The organism is Bradyrhizobium sp. BLXBL-01 (assembly GCF_051853025.1).
Classification (GTDB): domain Bacteria; phylum Pseudomonadota; class Alphaproteobacteria; order Rhizobiales; family Xanthobacteraceae; genus Bradyrhizobium.
This window is the reverse complement of record NZ_CP182471.1, coordinates 7,205,174-7,227,300: the sequence shown is the minus strand read 5'-3', so window position 1 is coordinate 7,227,300 and position 22,127 is coordinate 7,205,174. Positions and strand designations below refer to the sequence as shown.

The following is a 22,127-nucleotide window of genomic DNA, read 5'->3' as shown; positions in this document are numbered from 1 at the left end:
GCCTCCGTCTTTAGTGTCCGCCGCCTTCGGCAGGTGCTGCCGCGGCGATAGTGGTTGGAGTGTCCCCGCCGGCGGCGGACGCGCCGCCGCCGTTGACGGCGGTCTGCAGATCGGCCTGGGCAAGGAAGAATCGCTGCCTGGCATCGATCGCGCCGCGCAGCGCCGCGAGGCGCTGCCGCGCTTCGGTGAGCAGCGCGAAGATGTCGACCTGCATGCTGGAGAAGCGCAGCTGCATCTCCTCGGTAATGATCTTGCGCAACGGGATGATCTCGCGCTGGTAGTGGCCGGCGATGTCGTAAGTGGAGCGATAGACGCGATAGGCGTCGCGCGCTTCGGAGCGCACATTCACGGCCCGCTCGGCCAGGCGGTTGAAGGCGAGGTTGTAGGTCTCGGCGGCCTGGCGCACGCGCACCTCGCCGCCGTCGAAGATCGGAATCTGGAATTGTATGTCGAAGCCGCGCTCGCGGAACGGCGGCCCTTCCGGATCCTGGGTGCGGCGGGAGATGCCGGCGAGATCGAGCAGCGTCACGAAGCGCGTCGCCTCGGTGAGATCAAGCGCCTTCGCCAGCGCGGCCAGCTCCAGCCGTGCGATTTGCAGGTCGATGCGATGCGCCACCGCATCGGCTTCGATCCTGGGAAGCGCGAGCGGCCGACGCGGCAGCGGCGGCAATTGATTGGGCAGGCGGAAGTCGAGACCGTCGTCCCACAGCCCCATCAGGCGCGCCAGCCTTTCGCGCGCGCTTCCCGCCGCCTGCCGCGCGGTGGCGAGGTCGGCGGTGGTCTCGGCATAAAACACCTGCTCGCGGGCCTGGTCGAGCTTGTTGAGCGAGCCGGTCTCGCCGAGCTTGAGCGCGAGCTGTGCGGTCGATTCCGCCGTCGCTTTCGCGTCGGTCAGCAGCCCCACCATCTCGTTGGCAGCGACAGTGCGGACATAGGCGAGGCGCACGTCCGCGGCGAGCCGCAGCGTCGCCAGCGCGGCGCGCAGCTGCGCGCCGCGAAAGCGCTCCCGGGCGATCTCGGAGCGGAACGGCAGGGTGGCGAGCGCGAGGATGTCGCCGACCACCTGGCGCTCGATCTCGCTGGCGCCATTGCCTGTGATGCGCGAGACCGCGAACACCGGATTGGGCGGCAGGCTCTGCTCGACCAGGTCGGCCTCCGCCAGCGCCAGCTCGTTATAGGCAGCCTGCAGTCCCTTGTTGTAGAGCAGTGCGATCTGCACGGCGGCGTCGACGCTGAGGGTGCGCGAGAGCAGCTGGCGGACGCGGGCGTCGACCGTGGCGGCGCCCTCGGCCGAGCGCACGAAGGCGACGTCCTTGTTGATGGTCCGGCTCGTCAGATCCGCGACTTCAGTCATGCCGCCGTCGGGCGAGAACGCGGCGCAACCGGACATGCCGAGCGCGGCGAGCAGGAGCAGGGCTCGCGCAAAATGCTGTGACATGGCGCGCCCCTAGCGGTCTTGCTTCGGCCGCGGCGTCACCGCCTCGTTGCGGTCACGCCACGGCGCCGGCGTCGCCGGCCGCAGGCTGGTATAGGGCGCGGTGGTCGAGCGATAGCCGATTGGGGCCACCTTCGCCGCCGGATCGGCGGGATCCGCGCTGGCTATCTGCGTCGTTGCCGGCATGCAGCCGGATAGTACCGTCGCAGCAAAGGCGAGCAGCAGCCAAATGAATCGAGAATGTCGTTCACCCACCGCGGATGCGGCGGATGTCGCCCCGGAAAGCGCAAGCATGTCTTCATTCCTGATCTGAAAGACCACAGGTTCGCGCGCGCAAAAGCGCGTGTCGAAACCGACGCCGTCGTGTCAGATCAGGCGATGGGGGGACGATAGTGCTGGGGCGGCGCGGCGCTGTGCAGGCTGGGCACGATCTCGGGCGCACAGGTCGACATCGGCTGGACCGGCGTGGCGACGCTGGGCAGATCGGCCGGCAGCGCACTGACGCACATCATCGCACAGCACGGGCCCACTGTTCCCTTGCCGTCGTGATGATTCGGAAGAGGTGCGTCCTTCGCGGCAGTCCGGGAAGGGGTGCCCGCATGCTCGTGCGGAACATCGCCATGGCTCGCAGCCATGTGATGATGCACCGGGACGAGGTCGGCCAAGGTCTCGTCGCCAAGGCAGGGCGCAGCACTGCCCCAGGCAAGGCTTGCGGCTGGCGCGAGCACGCAGAACAGATAGGCGAGGGCGATGATTCGCCCCACCCTGATCCGCACCGATCGCGTCAATCGCAACAACATCCCGCCGATAGGCTCCTCGCGCGGCAATGTTGCACGCGCTTATTGCAACCTAATGTCAAAAGACGCATTCGCCAAGAACTTATTACCGCAGCGCACCGCGCATGCCCAATATCGCGGCACGCTGGTTGACCATGCGACGGTCCGCGAACATGGTCCTGACCGTGCACGCGCCAAATCATCCAGGACAAACACCTGCTTCCTTCACCCCTGACTCCCGTCAGGCCTGGGTGCGACTCGTCCTTGCCCTCGTGATCGGCTCGATCGGCGCCGTCGGCATGTGGGCGGTCGTGGTCGTGATTCCCGTGGTGCAGACCGAATTCGCTGCCACGCGCGGCGCGGTGTCGCTGGCTTTCACCCTGATGATGTTCGGCTTCGGGCTTGGCGGCGTGATCGCCGGCAAGATCACCGACCGGTTCGGCATCGTGCCGGCGATGGCGATCAGCATCGCCTTTCTCGGCGTTGCCAATGTGCTCGCGGGCCTGTCGGGGCAGCTGTGGCAGTTCGTGGCGGCATATTTCCTGATCGGGCTCGGCACTTCCGCGACCTTCGCGCCGCTGATGGCCGAAGCCTCGCACTGGTTCGAGCGCTATCGCGGATTGGCCGTGACCATCGTCGCCAGCGGCAATTATGTCGCCGGCGCGATGTGGCCGCCGATCGTGAGCTGGGGCACGCAGGAGATCGGCTGGCGCTACACCCATATCGGCATCGGCATCGTCTGCGCCGGCCTGATGACGGTGCTGGTGCTGATCCTGCGCGCGCAAATGGGCCGCGACACCGTCCACGATCATGCCAACGCACCGCCGCCGCGGGTCGATCTCAGGCTGTCGACGAATACGCTGACGGTGCTGCTCTCGATCGCCAGCATCTCCTGCTGCGTGGCGATGGCCATGCCGCAGGTGCACATCGTCGCCTATTGCGGCGATCTCGGTTATGGCGTCGCGCGCGGCGCCGAGATGCTGTCCTTGATGATGGGCTGCGGCATCGTCAGCCGGATCGGTTCGGGCTACCTCGCCGACAAGATCGGCGGCATCCGCACGCTGCTGGTGGGATCGCTGGCGCAGGGCTTTGCGCTGGTGTTCTATCTGTTCTTCGACAGCCTGACCTCGCTGTATCTGATCTCCGCGATGTTCGGCCTGTTCCAGGGCGGCATCGTGCCGAGCTACGCCATCATCGTGCGCGAGGCGATGCCGGCGAGCGAGGCCGCGACCCGCGTCGGCATCGTGATCTTTGCGTCCGTGTTCGGCATGTCCTTCGGCGGCTGGGTGTCAGGCGTCATCTTCGATGCCACCGGCTCCTATGCCGCGGCCTTCGCCAATGGCGTCGCCTGGAATGCGCTCAACATCGGCATCGTCGTGCTGCTCTTGATCCGCGCGCGGATGGGCTCGGTCAAGACCGGGGCGGGTTTTGCCACTTGAAGTTTGAGCATGATCTTTTCGGAAAACCGCTACACACTTTTCCGGATCATGCTTTAAACGGCCTGTCCCGCCTTCAGCAGCGAGCAGCCGGTGATCTTGTAGCTGCCGTCGCCCTGCTGCTCGAGCGTGTAGAGCGCCTCCCAGGCCTCGCCATTTGCATCGACGATATGAACGCGCTGGGCGATCCAGGTGCCATCGGTCTTGCTCTCGCCGAATTCGAAACTCTTGTGACGATAGACCGGCGCGTAGCCGTTCTGCACCATGGACATGAAGATGTCGGGTGCGGGAAAGATCTCCTTGATCGCCGGTGCCGCATGGGAATAAGCCGCCGTCGCATCGTCGCGAACGAAGGCCTGCTCCTGGGCGCGGATCACGCTTTGGGCGGCCGCGACATCGCCGGCAAACGCTGCGTGATGACAGGCAACGATGAGAGCGACCAGCAAGGCTGCGATGCGCATGGCAGGCTCCGCGTTGAGATCCCGGCGGAGGCGATCCTAGCACATGTGCACCGACAGGGCGTGCACTCAGATATCACGCGCTGGGCTTGGATGCTCCAGATGCCCATTCATCCGGGACAGCGACACAAACCGCAGGCAGCTGCGACATGTTCTCCTAAGGCAGGAACGGCTCCGCGATGGCCGAGTTAAGCCGGCAAAACCACCTTATCAAGGAGCAAAGTCATGGCCCGTGCAACAGCCCATCCGGATCATCACTGCATCTCAAGCGAGGACATTGAGGGAACCGAAGTCTATGGAGCAGATGGGACGAATATCGGCGAGATTGATCACCTCATCATCGACAAGATGTCAGGCCGCGTGGCTTATGCGGTCATGAGCTTTGGTGGATTTGTGGGCTTGGGTCACAGCCACTACCCCATTCCCTGGGGCGCTCTGACATATGACAGGTCGCTTGGCGGTTTTCGAACCAATATCACCGAGCAACAGCTGAGGGATGCGCCCGAGTTCAGCGATGACTCCTGGGAAGATAGAGACTGGGAACAGCGAACTCACCGGTATTATGGAACGCCAACCTACTGGGAAGGGCGAGGTGGCCTATAACGCCAGCTGCGCGTCAGGACAGCTGAACTGACGGCGGCACCAACATCAGAGGTCGTGCAAGTCGCCAATCGGGCAGAAGCTGATTGACTTGTCCTCACTGGATCGGAGGACTGGACTTCGCAATGCCTAGTGCTTTCGCCTTGGAGAAAGGATGGGTTTCGCTGGCGATCTACCCCCATCCTACGAGCTGTCCAGCAGCGCTGCCATGCGGTGTCGGTCGATGATGTTGGGATCCGGCGGGATTTGATAGCCGTCCATTTCAGCCAGTTTTGCGGCGACGCGCGGTCTGGTGACGACCTCCTGAGGCAGCGCAACGCACATTGCGATCTCAATGATGCCACGGAGCACGTCGGCGTCTTGAGACGACGCAATGAGAAGCTTGGCCATGACCGGGTTGGGTGCGGGCAGCGGCGTGCCCGCTTCCAGAGCATTCATCTCAGCGATCCGCGCACGGTCCGCGGCGATCTGGTTGCGGTAAAACGGACCGACCTGGATTTCGGTCTCGGCGTCGTATTCCCGGGAGAACGCTTCGGGATCGTCGAGGTGTCGGCGGGCAACATTGCGAAGCACCTGTGCATGCAGAAGTCCGACGCTCAAGCCTCGTCCGGCGGACGGGTTGGTGCACGCCCATGCATCGCCGACAGCAGCGAATCCCGTGATGACGGGACGGCCATCGACGACAAATCGCCGGTATCGGTCGATAACTCCCGCCATCAGAAGGACGGGTGTTATTGGCTCGCCGTCGAGCCAATGGGCTTGCCGTGGGCACGCTGAGACGACGCGATGGAATGTCGCCGTATCGCGCAAGGCGCGCATCGCCTTGTTTCTCGACGAGGTATACAAGGTGACCGACCAGGTGTCGTTGTCGCCGTCCAGGGTCAGGATCGAGAACAAGCCCATCGGAGTAAGCGCGCGTCCCATCCTGCGAGGCCGCTGTTGCCCCGAGAAATATCGCGTAAAATAGACAAAGTTGCTGTCTTCCGCTTCCTCGAACGGGCTGCGGGCACCCGCGCCGCTGATCCAGTCACAAGCCGTGCTTCGCCGTCCCATGGCGTCGATGACCAAGTCAGCGCGAATCTCTTCGCCGGATGTCGTGCGCACCCCCGTGACGTGCGGCACACCCGCGACCGCCGATGCGCCAATGATCAGTTCGCGAACCTTGGTCCCCCGACGAATAGCCACGTTAGGCGCGGCTTGCGCCATTGCAGCTACGGACCATTCTATAATTGGCCTTCTTCCAGTGACGAAGCGCATGGCCTCGTCGCCGGGACGCGGTGTCTTGTCCGTTAGCGTCGGGGGAAGAGATCGACTGTCGAGAAAGTCCACCCAAACGCATCCGGCGCGCAGCAAATCATCCGTCAATCCCGGCAATTCCAGATCGCTGATCATCCGAAATCGCGAACCGAGGCTGTGCGGTTGCCTGAATTGTGCAACTCCCGGACGTGCCCACGTGTCCCATCCCTCGGCAGCGGCCACAGGGTGACCGGCCGGATCAGCCTCCAGGACCGTGACGTCGTGGCCGTCGCGACCAAGCATCGTCGCAACGCTCAATCCAATCACGCCTCCGCCGCAAATGACGATTTTGCTCATCTTCTTCCCCACCTGTTCGAGCTCGGCGGGCCGCAGAAGCGGCGATGAAATCGTCATCGTCTCCTCCCGGCGAACGACAACGATGCCCACCCACGTGGGCACGGGTACTCAAGAGATTGAGTCGGTGTGGCGAACCGGAGGTTCAAAGAAAGGCGCCAGAAGCGGCCTCGCCCCTTGCAGCTCCTCGTCCAATAGGTCAGCATCAACGCTGCGAGCGTGCAATGCTTTCCACTAGTGATCATAGGGGAAGTCATGTCGGTCGAAGAACATTGGCAAATGGATGCCACCGCGCCGGAACTTTACGATCGGTACCTGGTACCAGCGATCACTTCACTATGGGCCGGCGACCTGCTCGACCGCATCGCGCCAAAGCGCGGCGACAGCGTACTCGACATCGCCTGTGGAACTGGGGTCGTAGCGAGGTTCACGGAGCAGCTTGGCCTGGCGAGACGTGTCGTTGGCCTTGATCTCACTAGTGCCATGCTCGCGATTGCGCGCTCGAGGTCTCCACAGGTTGAATGGATCGAGGGGAGCGCGCTCGACCTTCCATTCGATGCAGGCAGTTTCGACGTGGTGCTTTGCCAGCTCGGGCTTCAATTTTTTCCAGATCGGCCTCTCGCGCTAAAGGAAATGGTGCGGGTGCTCAAGCCCGGAGGCCGCGCAGGCTTCAGCGTTTACAGCGCAATTGAGAACACCCCCGCAGCGTACGCATTTGTCCAGGCGCTCGATGAGTGCCTCGGAGAAGAGGCGTCACGCACCAAGCGTTCCGAGCATCTCTCTTGCGATGCTCAGGAGATCGCCGATTGGACGAAGCAGGCGGGCTTTGATCTTGTCGATGTGGCCACGGTCACCAAACAGATCAAGTTTCCGTCAATGTTGGATTATGTTCGCTTTCAGCTCACGGCAACACCAATGGCTGGGCTCCTGAAGGACAAGGAGGTACTTGAGCGGGAGCGCCTAATCGTCTCGATTTCCGATGATGCAGCCTCTCGCCTTGATCGTTCGATGTTGGCAGGTGGCAAGCTGACATTTCCGCAGCAATCCTTCGTAGCGATTGCTTCCCTCTAGTGAGCCCCGCTTGGGTTAAAATGCGAAGGAGATCGCTGCTTCCGTCTCCTCCGAGGACCGAACGGTCATGAGCCTCGCAGCGTGACGCAAGGGGCCAGTTCAGACATTTCGATGCTATTCAATCACCTCATCCGCACGAGCAATGAGGACCGATGGCAAGTCGGCTCCAATGAGACGTGCCGTCGCAAGGTTGAGTACCAGCTCGTATTTTGAAGCCTGCTCGACAGGGAGGTCGCCCGGCTTTTCCCCTTTCAGTATCTTGTCGACAAAGAAGGCGACGTAACGATACATGCTGTTGAAGTTCGGTCCATAACTCATGAGCCCGCCAGCTTCCACGTTCGCTCTGTTCGCAAACATGGTCGGTAATCGGTGCTTGATACCCAGTTCGGCGAGCGCCCGACGGCGAGCGTTTGTGATCGGGGACGATGGGACAAGCACCGAAGCAACCTTTTCGTTCACCATCAGGTCAAAAGCTCGGTTGAAATCGTCGGCCGTGCTGATCGGCGCTCCCACCAAATCGATGCTCTTGCGCTTAGCCGCTTCTTCAAGGACGGACAGTACACGGGCATGCGTCGGCGTGGTCAAATTCCACAGCACCCCCACACGCTTCGTCCCCGGTTGTGCCTCGACAAGGATTTCCAATCCTTTGGCAGCCATTTCTGTAAGGACCATCGATACCCCGGTAACATTGCCACCCGGGTGCGCCAGACTGGCTACGTGCCCAATTCCGACTGGGTCGGCGTGCTGCGCAAAAACGATCGGGATCGTCCTCGTGGCCCGCAGTGCGGGTTCAACCTGCGTCGACGCCGGCGCGATGATAATGTCGACATTCAACTTCGAAAGCTCTTCGGCAAACCTATCCAATTCAGCAATCGCGGCGGCCCATCGAAATTCGATCAGCAGGTTGCGGCCTTCGTTATATCCGAAGCGCTTAAGTCCAAGGCGCAAGGCTTCGATCTGGTCAGTCCAATCCTCGGACTTGCCAAGACCGAGAAACCCGATGCGAGGAACACTCCCGGTCCGCTGCGCCAGCCCCACGACTGGCCACCCGATTACGCAAACCGCCGTGGCAATGAACTGCCTCCGGTTCATCCCTGACTCCAGCCATCGTAGAGACCGGGCAATTCATCCAGAAGGGCCATGTCCGTTACTGTCATAGGCGCCGCTCTGGCGCATTGCACGCTCAGTGATCTTGGTTGGGGACCCATTCCTCAGCGGTTTCATCCCAATGATGGGTATCGTCGAAATGCTTCCAGAGTGGCTGCCTTTGCTTCCTTTCGTCCTCCTGCCGGTTTGCCTGTACGCCGACAACGAGTGTCATAGCCAACATTACCCATTCGCGAGTGCGAGAATTCCATTTGATTGCTGAGAGCATGGGAGGCCTCCGTCAAAGCAAGAACTTGTCTTCACACTAGGCCGCGCCATGAGCGAGGAGATGTAAACTACTTCACAAGCAGTCAATATCTTCGACAGAGGTGACGGTGATGCGGTGCAGCGAACGAGAGGCAAAGCGTCGGCTTGCCTTCCAGGTTAAGAAGAGTTGCGGCCTGCGGCCCCTGGCGAGGACTCATGGCAGGGGATGCCCAGGCGGCTCGAAAAGCCAGTCCACCTTCCATTGCGGCGGAGCAGATCGAAGCCCGCAACCTGTTGGCGCACGAGCGAGCTTCGGTTGGTTCGACACCGCGCCTGCATGTGCGAGATGGAATGGGCCTGGTATCGACGCAGCGATGCCTGCAACAACTGACTCACCCACCGATGTTGCTGCAATCGTGATTGTCACCATGGATATGACGACTACAACGAAGTAGGGCACAACGCTGTTTGAAAAGTGCTTCGTCATGAGTTGAGTCCTCACAACCGAAATAAACGACCGTGCAGCTACAATCTCAGTTCGTGGCAGATGGTTATTTGTATCGTTGCTCGCAGCAAATGGCGTGCTCGTCGCCTTTGTAGGGCAGACGTGAACAATGTTGTAGCAGCGATCCAGACCTAGTCTGGCGCAAAAACAGCTCCCATCGTGCGTACGCGCTCCTGAAAAGAGCGCCTTCATAAATCAGAGATCGTGCTGCCGGTTTTCACATGATCTTGGATTGTGGTTTGCGACCCGCGTGGCGAAGCGCTTCGCCCGCGGCGTAGGTCGCTCTGCACGCCCTACCGCTTCCGCTTCGTCGCGGGCTTCGTCGTCTTCGACGAGCGCGCCTTGGCCTTGCTGGGCGGCGGCACCCGCAAGCCGTCGACGAACACGTCGAGCAGGCGCAGCGCCGTCGCCTGCCAGCCGGGCTGGTCGTGCACGTAGCACATGCCAAAGAAGGCGCGCAGCAGGTCCTCCGGGCTGAGGTCGGCGCGCATCTCGCCAGCTGCGACCGCCCGGTCCAGCAGCGAGCCGATCGCCTTGGTCAGACGCTCGAAGGAGAAAGCATGCAGCTCCGACCCGCTCTGCACCGCGAGCGCCAGCGCTGCCATCATCCCCTTCTTGGTCGCAACGAACTCGACCCCCGAGTGCAACCAGCGCCGCAGCGCCTCGACCGGGTCCTTCTCGTTCTTCAGCAACTCGGCAAGCTCGCTGAACTGCTCGACCTCGCGCCGATACACCGCCTCGAACAAGGCCTCGCGCGTCGAAAAATGACGATACAGCGTGCCGATGCCGACGCCGGCCCGCTTCGCCACGGCTTCCAGGCTCGCCTCGGGCCCGCCCGCGCTGAACACCAGCTTGGCCGCTTCGAGCACGCGCTCGCGATTGCGCACGGCATCGGCGCGGGGCTTTCGGGTCTGGTCGGTGTGGTCGTCCATGGCGCGCAATGTAGATCACGAATTGGTTAGATTGAACCCTCGCCGGACCCATGCAGGGCTGCATCGCGTTGGCGGCGCACGCGGTTTTGACGAATTCCAAATATTTCCGGGCGGCTCTTGTTAAACGGAGGGTGCCTCCGTATCTTCGCTCGTGCGCCGGCCGCATCATGTTCGGGCGGCGCTATTCGACGGCGGCCACGGCGGTGGCGCGCTGCGCGATGACTCATGTCCATATCTGATCGGAGCCTTGTATGAACCACTCCATCAGCCTCACCGTGAACGGTGCGCGGCGCGACTTCGTCCTCGACGATCCGCGCGTCACGCTGCTCGATCTCCTGCGTGAGCGCCTCGATCTGACCGGAACCAAGAAGGGATGCGACCGCGGCCAGTGCGGCGCCTGCACCATCCTGGTCGACGGCAAGCGCATCAACTCCTGTCTCGCGCTCGCCATCAGCCATGACGGCGCCGACATCCTCACCATCGAAGGCCTCGCGCGCGGCGACCAGCTGCATCCGGTGCAGGCCGCCTTCATCGCCCATGACGGCTTCCAGTGCGGCTTCTGCACGCCCGGCCAGATCATGAGCGCGATCGGCATGATCGGCGAAGGCCAGGCCGGCAACGATCCCGAGCGCGTCCGCGAATGCATGAGCGGCAATTTGTGCCGCTGCGGCGCTTACGCCGGCATCGTCGATGCCGTGCTGGACGCGCAGGCCGGGATGGACGAGACCAATCAGAGGCGCTCCGCATGAAACAGTTCGATTATGTCAGGCCGGCCACGGTCACTGAAGCCGTTGCTGCCGCGGCCCAGCCGGGCGCGGTCTACCTCGCTGCCGGCACCAACCTGCTCGACCTGATGAAGGGCGGCGTCAGCCGTCCGGACCGGCTGGTCGACGTCACGCGTCTCGATGGCCTCGACCAAATCGAGACGCTCGCGGACGGGTCGTTGCGCATCGGCGCGCTGGTGCGCAATGCCGATCTCGCCCATGATGCGGAGTTTGCGCGGTCCTATCCCGCTGTGGCCGAAGCGCTGCTCTCCGGTGCGTCGGCTCAGTTGCGAAATGCCGCCACCGTCGGCGGCAACCTGTTGCAACGGACGCGCTGCGCGTATTTCTACGATACCGCCAGCCGCTGCAACAAACGCGCGCCCGGCTCCGGCTGCGACGCGCGCGACGGTGAGAACCGCAGCCATGCCGTGCTCGGCTGGAGCGAGAGCTGCATCGCCACGCACCCTTCCGACTTCTGCGTGCCCCTGGTCGCGCTCGATGCCATCGTCGAGATCGAGGGCAGGGGCGGCCGGCGCGAGCTTGCGCTCGACGAGTTGCACCGCCTGCCGGGCGATGCGCCCGAGCGCGAGTCCGTGCTCGAGCCCGGCGATCTCATCGTCGCGGTGCGCCTGCCGCCCGCCGCACGCGGCTTTGCCGCGCATGCGCGCTCCCTCAAGGTCCGCGAGCGCACCTCCTATGCCTTTGCCGTCGTCTCGGCCGCGGCTGCGCTGCGGATCGAGAACGGCAGAATCGCACAGGCGCGGCTCGCGCTCGGCGGCGTCGCCGCAAAGCCCTGGCGCGCTCGCGCAGCGGAAGGCGTCCTCAAGGGCGTCGCGCCCACGGCAGACGCATTCCAGGAGGCGGCCTGGCGCGCGCTCGAGGGCGCAAAGCCGTCCGGCGACAACGCCTTCAAGATCGAGCTCGCGCGTCGCATCGTCGTGCGCGCGCTGACCTTGGCCGCCGCCGGCACGCCCGCGCGGATCCCCGCGCTGCCGGCCTCTCCCTTTGCCTCGACCTCCGGAGCCATCAATGTCTGAGCTCAACCTCGCCAGCGCTCCCGCTCATCTGCGGCACGGCTCGAACATCGGCCAGCCGCTGACCCGCCGTGACGGCATCCTCAAGGTGACGGGGCAGGCGACTTACGCCGCGGACAATCATCCGCCCGGCACGCTGTTTGCCGTGATGGCCGTTTCCAGCATCGCGCGAGGCCGCGTCGTCTCGCTCGATGTCGCTGCCGCAAAGCGCCATCCCGGTGTCGTCGACGTCATGACGCCGGAGAATAAGCCGGCGCTCGCGATCGATCCGGAGATCAAGACCAATCCGTTCGTGTTTCGGATGGAGGCGTTGCAGAGCAACGAAGTCCGCTACGCCAACCAGCCGATCGCCGTCGTGATCGCCGAGACGCTTGAAGCCGCGACCGAAGGTGCCGCGCTGCTGGCACCGCGCTACGAGACGCTGCCTCCGCTGGTTGGACTCGACGCCGGCGAGAGTTTTGTGCCGCCCGTCGTCGGCGTCGGAAACCCGACCGAAAATCACCGCGGCGATGTCGAGGCCGGCCTTGCCGCAGCCGAAAAGCAGATCGATGCGACATACGAGACCCCGCCGCAATATCATAACGCCATGGAGCCGCATGCTGTCGTGGCGCACTGGGATGGCGGCAGGCTGTCCGTGGACATGCCGACCCAGGGCCTGAAGCTGTCGCTGGCGCGCATCGCCGAGCTGTTCGGCATCGCGCCCGACAAGATCCACGTGCGCAGCCCGTTCCTCGGCGGCGGCTTCGGGTCGAAGGGGCTCATGGGCGGGCCGCCGGTCCTCGGCATCATGGCGGCAAAGCTCGTCGGCAGGCCAGTCAAGCTGGTGCTGCGCCGTGAGCAGATGTACGGCCCGGTCGGCCACCGCGCGCCGACGCGTCAGCGCCTGCGGCTCGGCGCTGATCACGAGGGCCATCTGACCGCGCTCGACCACCATGCCAGAACGGTGTCGAGCACCTTCGACGATTTCTACGAGCCCGCCGCCGATGCCTCGCACACGCTCTATGCGGCGCCGGCGATCCGCACCTCGCACGATGCCGTGCGCGTCAACACTGGCACGCCGCTGTTCATGCGCGCGCCCGGCGAGGCGACCGGCTCGATCGCGCTGGAGAGCGCGATCGACGAGATGGCCTGGGCCTGCGGAATGGATCCGCTGGCCTTCCGCCTGAAAAACTACGCCGAGGTCGAGCCGATGACGGGACGGCCCTTCTCCTCCAAGGCGCTGCGGGCCTGCTACGAGCAGGGCGCCGCGCGCTTCGGCTGGGCGAAGCGTCCGCTGCAGCCGCAGCAGATGCGCGACGATGCCGGCCTCCTGGTCGGCTGGGGCATGGGCACGGCGACCTTCCCGGCGCTGATGTTCCAGGCCGAGGCGCGTGCGGCGATCCGGCGTGACGGCTCCGGCGTGATGGAGATCGGCGCGCACGACATGGGGCAGGGCGCCTGGACGGCGCTGGCGCAGATCGCGGCCGATTCCGTCGGCCTCGACATCGACCGCCTCGACTTCAAGTCCGGCACGTCCGACCTGCCCGACGCCGGCATCGCCGGCGGCTCGGCGCACACGGCAACGGCGGGCGCGGCGATCCACAGCGCCGGTGCGGCCGTGATCGCAAAGCTCGCCGATCTCGCCACCAGCGACGAGCGCTCGCCGTTGTTCGGCGCCGGCAATGCCGGCGTGATCGCGCGCGAGGGCAGGCTGATCCGCCGCGACGACGAGAGCCGCAGCGAGAGCTATGCCGAGATTCTCGCGCGCGCCGGCGTTGCCGAGGTCGAGGCGCGCGGCACCGGCGCGCCGAACCCTGCGGCGATGGAGCAATATGCGATGCATGCCCACGGCGCGGTGTTCGCCGAGGTGAAGGTCGATCCCGAACTCGGCCAGGTCCGCGTCAGTCGCATGGTCGGCGCCTTCGCCGCCGGACGCATCGTCAATCCGCGCATGGTGCAGAGCCAGCTGTTCGGCGGCATGATCTGGGGCCTGTCCTTCGCGCTGCACGAGGCGGCGATCACCGACCGCCGCAGCGGGCGGATCATGAATGCTGATCTCGGCGAGTACCACATCCCGGTGAATGCCGACGTGCCGCCGCTCGACGTCATCACCGTCGAGGAGCACGATCCGCACGTCAACGCGCTCGGCATCAAGGGCGTCGGCGAAATCGGCATCACCGGCAGCGCCGGCGCGGTCGCCAACGCGGTCTGGCACGCGACCGGCGTGCGGGTGCGCCGCTTTCCGATCCGGATCGAGGAGTTGCTGACTCAGCTTTGAAGCGCGATGAAACGAGGCCAAATCGCTGCAACGACGGAGGTGCGCTCCCTCTCCCGCTTGCGGGAGAGGTGAACGAGTCGCGCCGGATGCGTCGATCTCGCCTTCAGAACGTCGGCGGCGTGCAGGCCGAGATCACCTCGCACGGCTTGCCGCCGACGCAGCGGAAGCGATGCGGGCGGCGGCTCTCGAAATAATAGGCATCGCCGGGATTGAGGATGCGGCGCTCGTCCTCGACGGTGACTTCGAGCTTGCCTGAGATCACGATGCCGCCTTCCTCGCCGTCATGGACGAGATGCACGCGCCCGGTGTCGCTGCCGGGCTCGTAGCGCTCTTTGAGGATCTGCAGGCTGCGGCCGAACAGATTGTCGCCGATTTGTCGGTACGAGATCGGCTTCTTGCCGACCTCGGTGAGCTCCTCGGCGCGGTAGAAGATCTTGCGCCTGGACTCCGGCTCCAGCGCGAAGAACTCGGCGAGCCCCATTGGGATGCCGTCGAGGATGCGCTTGAGCGCGCCGACCGAGGGGTTCATCTGGTTGGATTCGATCAGCGAGATGGTCGAATTGGTGACGCCGGCACGCTTGGCCAGCTCGCGCTGCGACAGCTTGTGGCGCGCCCGGATGAATCGCAGCCGTCCACCGATGTCGACGCTCATGCCCTGGTCCCGTGTTGCAGGTGTTGCGGATCGCGCAAATATGGACCGGCAGCCCCAGCTAAATCAATGGCTTGCAGGTCACCAGAAAAGGACTTGTTGCGCTTTCCAAGCCGTGGCTCTGCTAGCGGGTCAGCAAAGGAGCGCGGCCGTGACCCTTCATCAGATTCCGAACACCATCAAGACCGACTCGTTCTGGATGCCGTTCACGGCCAACCGGCAGTTCAAGAAGGCGCCGCGCCTGTTCTCCTCGGCCGAGGGCATGCATTACACCACCGTCGACGGCCGCAAGGTGATCGACGGCTCCGCCGGCCTCTGGTGCGTCAATGCCGGCCACGGCCGCAAGCAGATCGCCGCCGCGGTCGAGCGCCAGCTGATGACGCTGGATTTCGCGCCCACGTTCCAGATGGGCCATCCGCTGGCCTTCGACTTCGCCGAGCGCCTTGCCGAGATCGCGCCGAAGGGTCTCGACCGCGTCTTCTTCACCAATTCCGGCTCCGAGTCGGTCGACACCGCGCTGAAGATCGCGCTGGCCTATCACCGCGCCAACGGCCAGTCGAGCCGCACCCGCCTGATCGGCCGCGAGCGGGGCTATCACGGCGTCGGCTTCGGCGGCACGTCGGTCGGCGGCATGGTCGCCAATCGTCGTGCCTTTGCGACCCTGCTGCCCGGCGTCGACCACATCCGCCATACCCACGATCTCACCCGCAACGCCTTCGCCAAGGACCAGCCCGAGCATGGCGTCGAGCTCGCCGACGATCTCGAGCGTCTGGTCGCCTTGCATGGCGCCGAGACCATTGCCGCCGTCATCGTCGAGCCTGTGCCGGGCTCGACCGCGGTGCTGCCGCCGCCGAAGGGCTATCTGCAGCGCCTGCGCGAGATCTGCGATAAGCACGGCATCCTCCTGATCTTCGACGAGGTCATTACCGGCTTCGGCCGCCTCGGCACGCCGTTCGCCGCCAACTTCTTCGGCGTCACGCCGGACCTGATGACGACGGCCAAGGGCATCACCAACGGCACCATTCCCTGCGGCGCCGTGTTTGCGAGCCGCAAGGTGCACGACGGCATGATGGTCGGCCCCGAGAACCAGATGGAGCTGTTCCACGGCTACACCTATTCGGCGCATCCGACCGCCTGCGCCGCCGGTATCGCGACGCTCGACATCTACAAGGACGAAGGCCTGCTCACGCGCGGTGCGTCGATGGCCGAATATTGGCGCGATGCGCTGCATTCGCTGAAAGGCCTGCCGAACGTCGTCGACATCCGCAATTGCGGCCTGATGGGCGCGGTCGAGCTCGCGCCGCGTGACGGCATCGTCGGCGCGCGCGGCTATGACGTCATGGTCGACTGCTTCAACACCGGCCTTTACTTGCGCATGAGCGGCGACAGCTTCGCAATGTCGCCGCCGCTCATCGTCGAGAAGAGCCACATCGACCAGATGGTCTCGATCCTCGGGGACGCCATCAAGAAGGTGGCCTGATAATTGCTCTCGCCGTCGCGAGTTGTGTCCTTGCAGCGGCGAGCGCCGCGGGAGTTTGACGAAGCGTGAAAGTCCTGATCCTCGGCAGCGGTGTCATCGGTGTCACCTCTGCCTACTACCTCGCGCGTGCAGGCCATGAGGTGACGGTCGTCGACCGTCAGCCGGAGCCGGCGTTGGAGACCTCTTTCGCCAACGCGGGCGAGGTGTCGCCCGGCTATTCTTCGCCCTGGGCCGGCCCCGGCGTGCCGGTGAAGGCGGTCAAGTGGCTGTTGATGAAGCACGGCCCGCTGGTGATCCGGCCGAAGCTCGATCCGGTGATGTGGGTCTGGCTGCTCAAGATGCTGCGCAACTGCACCAGCGAACGCTACGCGGTCAACAAGAGCCGGATGATTCCGATCGCGGAATACAGCCGCGACTCTTTACGCGATCTGCGCCGCGACATCGGCATCCAGTACGACGAGCGCTCGCAGGGCACGCTGCAGCTGTTTCGCTACCAGGCCCAGCTCGACGGCACCGCCGAAGACATCGCCGTGCTCAAGCAGTACGGCGTTCCTTTCGAGGTGCTGAGCCGCGAGGGCTGCATCGCGGTCGAGCCGGCGCTTGCGGGCGTGAAGGAGAAGTTCGTCGGCGGACTTCGCCTGCCGCAGGACGAGACCGGCGACTGCCACATGTTCACGCAGGCGCTCGCCAAGCACGCCCAGGCGCTCGGCGTGCGCTTCATGTTCAACACCTCGATCGATCGCATCGTCACCGAGGGCGCGCGCGTCAGCGGGGTCGCGACCAGCGCCGGCCTGTTGCAGGCGGATGCCTACGTGCTCGCGCTCGGCAGCTGGTCGTCGCGGCTGGCGGCGCCGCTCGGCATCTCGCTGCCGGTCTATCCGGTGAAGGGCTATTCGATCACGGTGCCGATCAAGGACGCCTCCGGCGCGCCGGAATCGACCGTGATGGACGAGAGCTACAAGGTCGCGATCACCCGCCTCGGCAATCGCATCCGCGTCGGCGGGACCGCGGAGATCTCGGGCTATTCGAGCAAGCTCTACGACGCGCGCCGCGACACGCTCGATCATTCGCTGACCGACCTGTTCCCGCGCGGCGGCGATCTGTCCAAGGCGACGTTCTGGAGCGGCCTGCGCCCGATGACGCCGGACGGCCCGCCCGTGATCGGCCCGACCCACTACGCCAACCTGCACCTCAACACCGGCCACGGCACGCTGGGCTGGACCATGTCCTGCGGCTCGGGCCGCGTGCTCGCCGACATGCTGTCAGGCAAGAAGCCGGAGATCGACGTCAGCGCGCTGTCAGTGGAGCGGTACAAGCACCGGTTTGGCTAAGGCTCTATCCCCTCGTCATTGCGAGGAGCGAAGCGACGAAGCAATCCAGGCCGTCTCCGCGGTGAGACTCTGGATTGCTTCGCTTCGCTCGCAATGACGGCGTGGAGATGTCCCGGGATTTCTTCAGTCCGCCGCGTGCGTTGAAGCAGCTACCCCGCCCCCGTCACGCAATTCACCCACAGCACCACGGCCTTCGCATCCTGCGCCGGATTGGAAAACCGGTGCGGCCTTCGGCTCGCGAAGCGAAAGCTGTCGCCTGTTTTCAGCGACCACGTCTGGCTGTCCACCGTCAGCATCATCTCGCCTTCGAGCACCAGCCCTGCCTCTTCGCCGTCGTGGGTGTAGAGCTCATCGCCGGTGGAGCCGCCGGGCTCCAGATGCACCAGGAACAGATTGAGCTTGTTGTCGCTGCTGGCCGGGCTCAGCAATTGTTTGGACACGCCGGTGCGCCAGAGCTTCAGCTCGGGCCGTTGCAGCCCGCGTGTCACCACCTGATCCGATGCGCCGTCGGCGCTCGGGCTCGCGCCGAACAGCGCGGCGATGCCGACGCCGAGCACGTCGGCGAGCGTCGCCAGCACCCGCAGCGACGGCGACGACAGCCCGCGCTCGATCTGGCTGAGAAAGCCGATCGACAACTCCGTGCGCGCGGCGACCGTCTCCAGCGAGAATTGCCTGACCCGCCTGAGGTCGCGGATGCGGCGGCCGACCGCGACGTCCATCGCCGGCTCGGCCGGCTTGGCCTTCACCTTAGCCGGCCTTTTCTTGGCCGGCTTTGCGGCGGCCGGTTTGCGCATTCTTTTGCCCCCGCTCACGTCAAACCGCTTCCTTCATGTGCATGAAAACCGCTTGCATCGTCCGCGAAAATGTGACCAAATTTTCATATTGGTGAAAATAGGCCGAAACGGCCCGGCCCGCAACGTCTGATCGCGACATGCGCCGGCCAGGCCCAAAAGGGGGATGCGATGAAGCGTTTTGTTCAGGCCGCAATCGCGGCGCTCGCCATTGCCACAGCCGTGCCGGCTTCGGCGCAGCAGGTGCTGAAGGTCGGCTCGACACCGACAGGCATTCCCTTCACGTTCCTCGACACCAAGACCAACACCATCCAGGGCATCATGGTCGATCTCGTCACCGAGATCGGCAAGGACGCCGGCCTCAACGTGCAGATCGAGCCGATGGCGTTCTCGGCGCTGATCCCGTCGCTGACCTCGAGCAAGATCGACATCATTGCGGCCGCGATGTTCATCACCGCGCCGCGCAAGGAGGTCGTCGACTTCTCAGACCCGATCTACACCTATGGCGAAGGCCTCGTGGTGCCGAAGGGCGATGCCAAGGCCTACGCTGCGCAGGAGGACCTGAAGGGCGAGACGGTCGGCGCGCAAGTCGGCACCGCCTTCGTCGATGCGCTGAAGAAGTCCGGCCTGTTCGCGGACGTGAAGGCCTACGACACCATCCCCGACATCCTGCGCGACGTGAACACCGGCCGTCTCAAGGCCGGCTTCGCCGACTATCCGATCCTCGCCTACAATCTGAAGCAGGGCGGTTTCCCCGACGTGCGTCTCGTCGACAGCTACAAGCCCGTTACCGTCGGCTCGGTCGGCATCGGCGTGCGCAAGGGCGAGAGCGCACTGCTCGGCAAGATCAATGCCTCGCTGGCGAAGCTGAAGGCCAACGGCACCATCGACAAGATCCTCGAGAAATGGGGCCAGAAGGCGCAAGGTTGATTGCCAAGACCTGACCGCAAGACCTGATCGATCGAAGGCTGCCCGATGAGAGGCTTCTGGCGCGACGCCGTCGAGTTCTTCCCGATCCTGCTGAACGGCGTCGCCCTGACGATCATCGTCACGGTGGGCTCGCTGCTGCTCTCGACGGTGCTGGGCCTCGTCTGGGCGATGATGCGGGTCTCCGGCATAAGAGCGCTGTCGATGCTCAGCGCCAGCCTGATCAACGTGATCCGCGGCATCCCGATCATCGTGCTGTTGTTCTACCTCTACTTCGTGATGCCGGATCTCGGCGTCACGCTGTCGGCCTTGCAGGCCGCCATCCTCGGCCTCGGCATCGCCTATTCGGCCTATCAGGCCGAGAACTTCCGCGCCGGCATCGAGGCCATCGACAAGGGCCAGATCGAGGCGGCGCAGTCGATCGGCATGGGCTGGTGGCTCACCATGCGCCGCGTGGTGCTGCCGCAGGCGGTGCGCATCGTGCTGCCGCCTTACGGCAACGTCATGATCATGATGCTGAAGGATTCCTCGCAGGCCTCGACCATCACGGTCGCCGAGCTCGCGCTGCAGGGCAAGCTGATCGCGTCCTCGACGTTCAAGAACACCAGCGTGTTCACGCTGGTCGCCCTGATGTATCTCACCATGAGCATTCCGTTGATCCTGCTCGTCCGTCACTTCGAGAAGCGGGCCGGCAAGCGATGATCGAGCTGAGCGACGTCCACAAGAGCTTTGGCAAGGTCGAGGTGCTCAAGGGCATCACGGCGAGCGTCGAGAAGGGCGAGGTGGTCTGCATCATCGGCCCCTCCGGCTCCGGCAAATCCACCATCCTGCGCTGCATCAACGGGCTCGAAAGCTACGACCGCGGCGAGATCAGCGTCGAAGGCTTGAAGGTTGACCGCGACGCGCCGTCGATCGTGAACATCCGCACCCAGGTCTCGATGGTGTTCCAGCGCTTCAATTTGTTCCCGCATCGCACTGCGCTGGAAAACGTCGTCGAGGGACCGCTCTTCGTGAAGAAGGAGCCGCGTGCGCAAGTGCTGGAGCGCGGCCGGACGCTGCTCGCCCAGGTCGGGCTTGCGGAAAAGGCCGACGCGCATCCGCCGCAGCTCTCCGGCGGCCAGCAGCAGCGCGTCGCCATCGCGCGGGCGCTCGCCATGCAGCCCAAGGCCATCCTGTTCGACGAGCCGACCTCGGCGCTCGATCCCGAGCTCGTCGGCGACGTTCTTGGCGTCATGCGCAAGCTCGCCGACGACGGCATGACCATGGTCGTCGTCACCCACGAGATGGGCTTTGCCCGCGATGTTGCCGATCGCGTGCTGTTCATCGACGGCGGTGTGATTGTCGAGCAGGGGCCGGCGAAATCGGTGCTCAATCAACCGCAGCACGCGCGGACGCAGGACTTCCTGCGCCGCGTGCTGCATCCGCTCTGACCGGACTCGCCATGACGCGCCTGCCTCTGCCGCCCTCGCTCTATGCCGATACTGCAGTCGCGCCGGTTGCCACGCCGCCGCTCGACGTCGACAAGAGCGTCTCCGTCGCGATCGTCGGCGGCGGCTACACTGGCCTCTCCACCGCGCTGCATCTGGTGGAGCAGGGCGTCGAGGCGCTGGTGCTGGAGGCGCAGGAGCCGGGCTGGGGCGCGTCCGGCAACAATGGCGGCCACACCAACCCCGGACTGAAGCACGATCCCGATCAGATCGAGGCCGATTTCGGCGCTGACCTCGGCCGCCGCATGATCGCGTTCGCCTACGGCACGACCAACTTCACGCACGATTTGATCCGCCGTTACCAGATCCCGTGCGAGGCGCGGCAGAACGGTACGCTGCGCGCGGCTTACAATGAGAGCAGCGCCGCCGCGATCGAGAAGACCGCGCAGCAATGCATCCGCCGCGGCCTGCCGGTGACGTACCTCGACCGAGCGCAGCTCCGCGACATGACCGGCACCGACCGCTACATCGGCGCCATGCTCGATACAAGCGGCGGCGATCTGCATCCCCTCAGCTACGCCCGCGGGCTTGCGCGGGCCGCCATTTCGGCGGGCGCGACGGTTCATGGCGAGACGCCGGCGTTGTCGCTGCGCCGCGACGGCTCGCGCTGGCGCATCGAGACGCCGCGCGCGGTGGTTCATGCCGACAAGGTCCTGCTCGCCACCAACGGTTTTACCGACGATCTCTGGCCGGCGCTCCGCCGCACCATCGTGCCGGTGTTTTCCTCCATCGCCGCCACCGCGCCGCTCTCCGACGCGGTCGCCCGTTCGATCATGCCGACGCGTCCGGTGCTCTACGAGAGCGGCCACATCACGGTCTATTATCGCATCGATCAGCAGAACCGCCTGCTGATGGGCGGACGCGGCCCGATGCGCTGGATCAAGTCGCCGCATGACGTCGCCTATCTCATGCGCTATGCGGAGCGGCTCTGGCCGCAGCTCAAGGGCGTTGCCTGGACCCACGGCTGGAACAGCCGGCTCGCCATCACCAAGGACCATTATCCCCACGTGCACGAGCCGGCGGAAAGCGTTCTGATCTCACTCGGCTGCAACGGCCGCGGTGTTGCGCTCTCGACCGCGATGGGCGCGCAGCTCGCCCGCCGCCTGATCGGCGGCGCCAAGGCCGAGATCGACATGCCCATCACCGGCATCAAGCCGATCCCGATGCATGCGTTCTGGCCGGTCGGCGTGACCACCGCCGTGATCGCGGGCCGCGTGCGGGACCAGCTCGGCATATGAAAAAAGCGTCGCC

At 64.7% G+C, this 22,127-nt stretch carries 23 protein-coding genes; 14 read left to right on the top strand and 9 right to left on the bottom strand.

From position 1 onward, the window contains the following. Nucleotides 1-10: 10 nt before the first annotated feature. From ACNJYA_RS33395 to ACNJYA_RS33385, 3 genes are all read right to left on the bottom strand, one after another. On the bottom strand, nt 11-1,438 hold the full coding sequence (locus tag ACNJYA_RS33395) for a TolC family protein (protein ID WP_439364540.1): 1,428 nt from the start codon (nt 1,436-1,438) through the stop codon (nt 11-13). A gap of 9 nt (nt 1,439-1,447) precedes the next feature. Further along, nucleotides 1,448-1,729 carry a hypothetical protein gene (locus ACNJYA_RS33390; RefSeq protein WP_439364539.1) on the bottom strand — a complete coding sequence of 94 codons (282 nt, stop codon included), beginning with the start codon at nt 1,727-1,729 and terminating at the stop codon, nt 1,448-1,450. A gap of 77 nt (nt 1,730-1,806) precedes the next feature. Continuing rightward, nucleotides 1,807-2,199: a hypothetical protein gene (locus ACNJYA_RS33385; protein ID WP_439367544.1), complete on the bottom strand. Its 393-nt coding sequence runs from the start codon at nt 2,197-2,199 to the stop codon at nt 1,807-1,809. On the opposite strand from ACNJYA_RS33385, the gene ACNJYA_RS33380 reads away from it, so the two are divergent. Together ACNJYA_RS33380 and ACNJYA_RS33375 are read left to right on the top strand one after the other, a co-directional pair. Beyond that, on the top strand, nt 2,186-2,446 hold the full coding sequence (locus ACNJYA_RS33380; RefSeq protein ID WP_172788125.1) for a hypothetical protein: 261 nt from the start codon (nt 2,186-2,188) through the stop codon (nt 2,444-2,446). The genes ACNJYA_RS33385 and ACNJYA_RS33380 overlap by 14 nt on opposite strands. After that, a complete protein-coding gene (locus tag ACNJYA_RS33375; protein WP_172788221.1) occupies nt 2,385-3,650 on the top strand; it encodes an MFS transporter in 1,266 nt (421 codons plus the stop codon). Before ACNJYA_RS33380 ends, ACNJYA_RS33375 begins: the two co-directional genes overlap by 62 nt. Before the next feature lie 53 nt (nt 3,651-3,703). Here ACNJYA_RS33375 and ACNJYA_RS33370 read toward each other — a convergent pair whose 3' ends face one another. Then, nucleotides 3,704-4,108 (bottom strand): DUF4864 domain-containing protein, encoded by a 405-nt coding sequence (locus ACNJYA_RS33370; RefSeq protein ID WP_439364538.1) that lies wholly within the window; start codon nt 4,106-4,108, stop codon nt 3,704-3,706. Between the two features lie 222 nt (nt 4,109-4,330). On the opposite strand from ACNJYA_RS33370, the gene ACNJYA_RS33365 reads away from it, so the two are divergent. Next, a complete protein-coding gene (locus ACNJYA_RS33365; protein ID WP_172788132.1) occupies nt 4,331-4,708 on the top strand; it encodes a PRC-barrel domain-containing protein in 378 nt (125 codons plus the stop codon). A gap of 180 nt (nt 4,709-4,888) precedes the next feature. Here the strand turns inward: ACNJYA_RS33365 and ACNJYA_RS33360 are convergent, their stop codons facing one another. Next, entirely contained in the window at nt 4,889-6,355 is a 1,467-nt protein-coding gene (locus tag ACNJYA_RS33360; RefSeq protein WP_439364537.1) for an FAD-dependent oxidoreductase, read from the bottom strand. A 195-nt stretch (nt 6,356-6,550) separates the two neighbouring features. Between ACNJYA_RS33360 and ACNJYA_RS33355 the strand changes: the two genes are divergently transcribed. Continuing rightward, a complete protein-coding gene (locus ACNJYA_RS33355) occupies nt 6,551-7,366 on the top strand; it encodes a class I SAM-dependent methyltransferase (RefSeq protein ID WP_439401481.1) in 816 nt (271 codons plus the stop codon). Between the two features lie 114 nt (nt 7,367-7,480). Here ACNJYA_RS33355 and ACNJYA_RS33350 read toward each other — a convergent pair whose 3' ends face one another. Beyond that, nucleotides 7,481-8,458 (bottom strand): ABC transporter substrate-binding protein, encoded by a 978-nt coding sequence (locus ACNJYA_RS33350; protein WP_439401480.1) that lies wholly within the window; start codon nt 8,456-8,458, stop codon nt 7,481-7,483. Nucleotides 8,459-8,935: 477 nt separating this feature from the next. Here ACNJYA_RS33350 and ACNJYA_RS33345 point away from each other — a divergent pair, with 477 nt between their 5' ends. Further along, entirely contained in the window at nt 8,936-9,139 is a 204-nt protein-coding gene (locus ACNJYA_RS33345) for a hypothetical protein (protein ID WP_439401479.1), read from the top strand. Between the two features lie 378 nt (nt 9,140-9,517). Here the strand turns inward: ACNJYA_RS33345 and ACNJYA_RS33340 are convergent, their stop codons facing one another. Beyond that, entirely contained in the window at nt 9,518-10,156 is a 639-nt protein-coding gene (locus ACNJYA_RS33340) for a TetR/AcrR family transcriptional regulator (protein ID WP_172788137.1), read from the bottom strand. A gap of 251 nt (nt 10,157-10,407) precedes the next feature. Here ACNJYA_RS33340 and ACNJYA_RS33335 point away from each other — a divergent pair, with 251 nt between their 5' ends. The 3 genes from ACNJYA_RS33335 to ACNJYA_RS33325 are packed head-to-tail and all read left to right on the top strand — an operon-like array spanning nt 10,408 to nt 14,211. Further along, nucleotides 10,408-10,905 carry a (2Fe-2S)-binding protein gene (locus ACNJYA_RS33335; protein ID WP_172788138.1) on the top strand — a complete coding sequence of 166 codons (498 nt, stop codon included), beginning with the start codon at nt 10,408-10,410 and terminating at the stop codon, nt 10,903-10,905. After that, nucleotides 10,902-11,957, top strand: a complete 1,056-nt coding sequence (locus tag ACNJYA_RS33330) for an FAD binding domain-containing protein (RefSeq protein WP_439401478.1) — start codon at nt 10,902-10,904, stop codon at nt 11,955-11,957. The genes ACNJYA_RS33335 and ACNJYA_RS33330 overlap by 4 nt, the downstream gene beginning before the upstream one ends. Next, a complete protein-coding gene (locus tag ACNJYA_RS33325) occupies nt 11,950-14,211 on the top strand; it encodes a xanthine dehydrogenase family protein molybdopterin-binding subunit (RefSeq protein ID WP_439401477.1) in 2,262 nt (753 codons plus the stop codon). The genes ACNJYA_RS33330 and ACNJYA_RS33325 overlap by 8 nt, the downstream gene beginning before the upstream one ends. 103 nt (nt 14,212-14,314) lie before the next feature. On the opposite strand, the gene ACNJYA_RS33320 is transcribed toward ACNJYA_RS33325, so the two are convergent. Next, nucleotides 14,315-14,863 (bottom strand): cupin domain-containing protein, encoded by a 549-nt coding sequence (locus ACNJYA_RS33320; RefSeq protein WP_008561958.1) that lies wholly within the window; start codon nt 14,861-14,863, stop codon nt 14,315-14,317. 148 nt (nt 14,864-15,011) lie between these two features. Between ACNJYA_RS33320 and ACNJYA_RS33315 the strand changes: the two genes are divergently transcribed. Continuing rightward, nucleotides 15,012-16,340, top strand: coding sequence for an aspartate aminotransferase family protein (locus ACNJYA_RS33315; protein WP_439401476.1), 1,329 nt, complete (start codon nt 15,012-15,014; stop codon nt 16,338-16,340). A 65-nt stretch (nt 16,341-16,405) separates the two neighbouring features. Continuing rightward, the gene (locus ACNJYA_RS33310; RefSeq protein WP_172788142.1) at nt 16,406-17,671 is read left to right on the top strand and encodes a D-amino acid dehydrogenase; all 1,266 of its coding nucleotides are present in this window, start codon (nt 16,406-16,408) and stop codon (nt 17,669-17,671) included. A gap of 149 nt (nt 17,672-17,820) precedes the next feature. Here ACNJYA_RS33310 and ACNJYA_RS33305 read toward each other — a convergent pair whose 3' ends face one another. Beyond that, complete coding sequence (locus tag ACNJYA_RS33305; protein WP_172788143.1) at nt 17,821-18,465, bottom strand: helix-turn-helix domain-containing protein; 645 nt, start codon at nt 18,463-18,465, stop codon at nt 17,821-17,823. Nucleotides 18,466-18,633: 168 nt separating this feature from the next. Between ACNJYA_RS33305 and ACNJYA_RS33300 the strand changes: the two genes are divergently transcribed. The 4 genes from ACNJYA_RS33300 to ACNJYA_RS33285 are packed head-to-tail and all read left to right on the top strand — an operon-like array spanning nt 18,634 to nt 22,114. Continuing rightward, nucleotides 18,634-19,392, top strand: a complete 759-nt coding sequence (locus ACNJYA_RS33300) for an ABC transporter substrate-binding protein (protein WP_172788144.1) — start codon at nt 18,634-18,636, stop codon at nt 19,390-19,392. A 45-nt stretch (nt 19,393-19,437) separates the two neighbouring features. Beyond that, entirely contained in the window at nt 19,438-20,091 is a 654-nt protein-coding gene (locus ACNJYA_RS33295) for an amino acid ABC transporter permease (RefSeq protein ID WP_439401475.1), read from the top strand. Continuing rightward, nucleotides 20,088-20,819 (top strand): amino acid ABC transporter ATP-binding protein, encoded by a 732-nt coding sequence (locus ACNJYA_RS33290; protein WP_172788146.1) that lies wholly within the window; start codon nt 20,088-20,090, stop codon nt 20,817-20,819. Before ACNJYA_RS33295 ends, ACNJYA_RS33290 begins: the two co-directional genes overlap by 4 nt. An 11-nt stretch (nt 20,820-20,830) precedes the next feature. After that, complete coding sequence (locus ACNJYA_RS33285; protein ID WP_439364529.1) at nt 20,831-22,114, top strand: NAD(P)/FAD-dependent oxidoreductase; 1,284 nt, start codon at nt 20,831-20,833, stop codon at nt 22,112-22,114. Nucleotides 22,115-22,127: the final 13 nt, after the last annotated feature.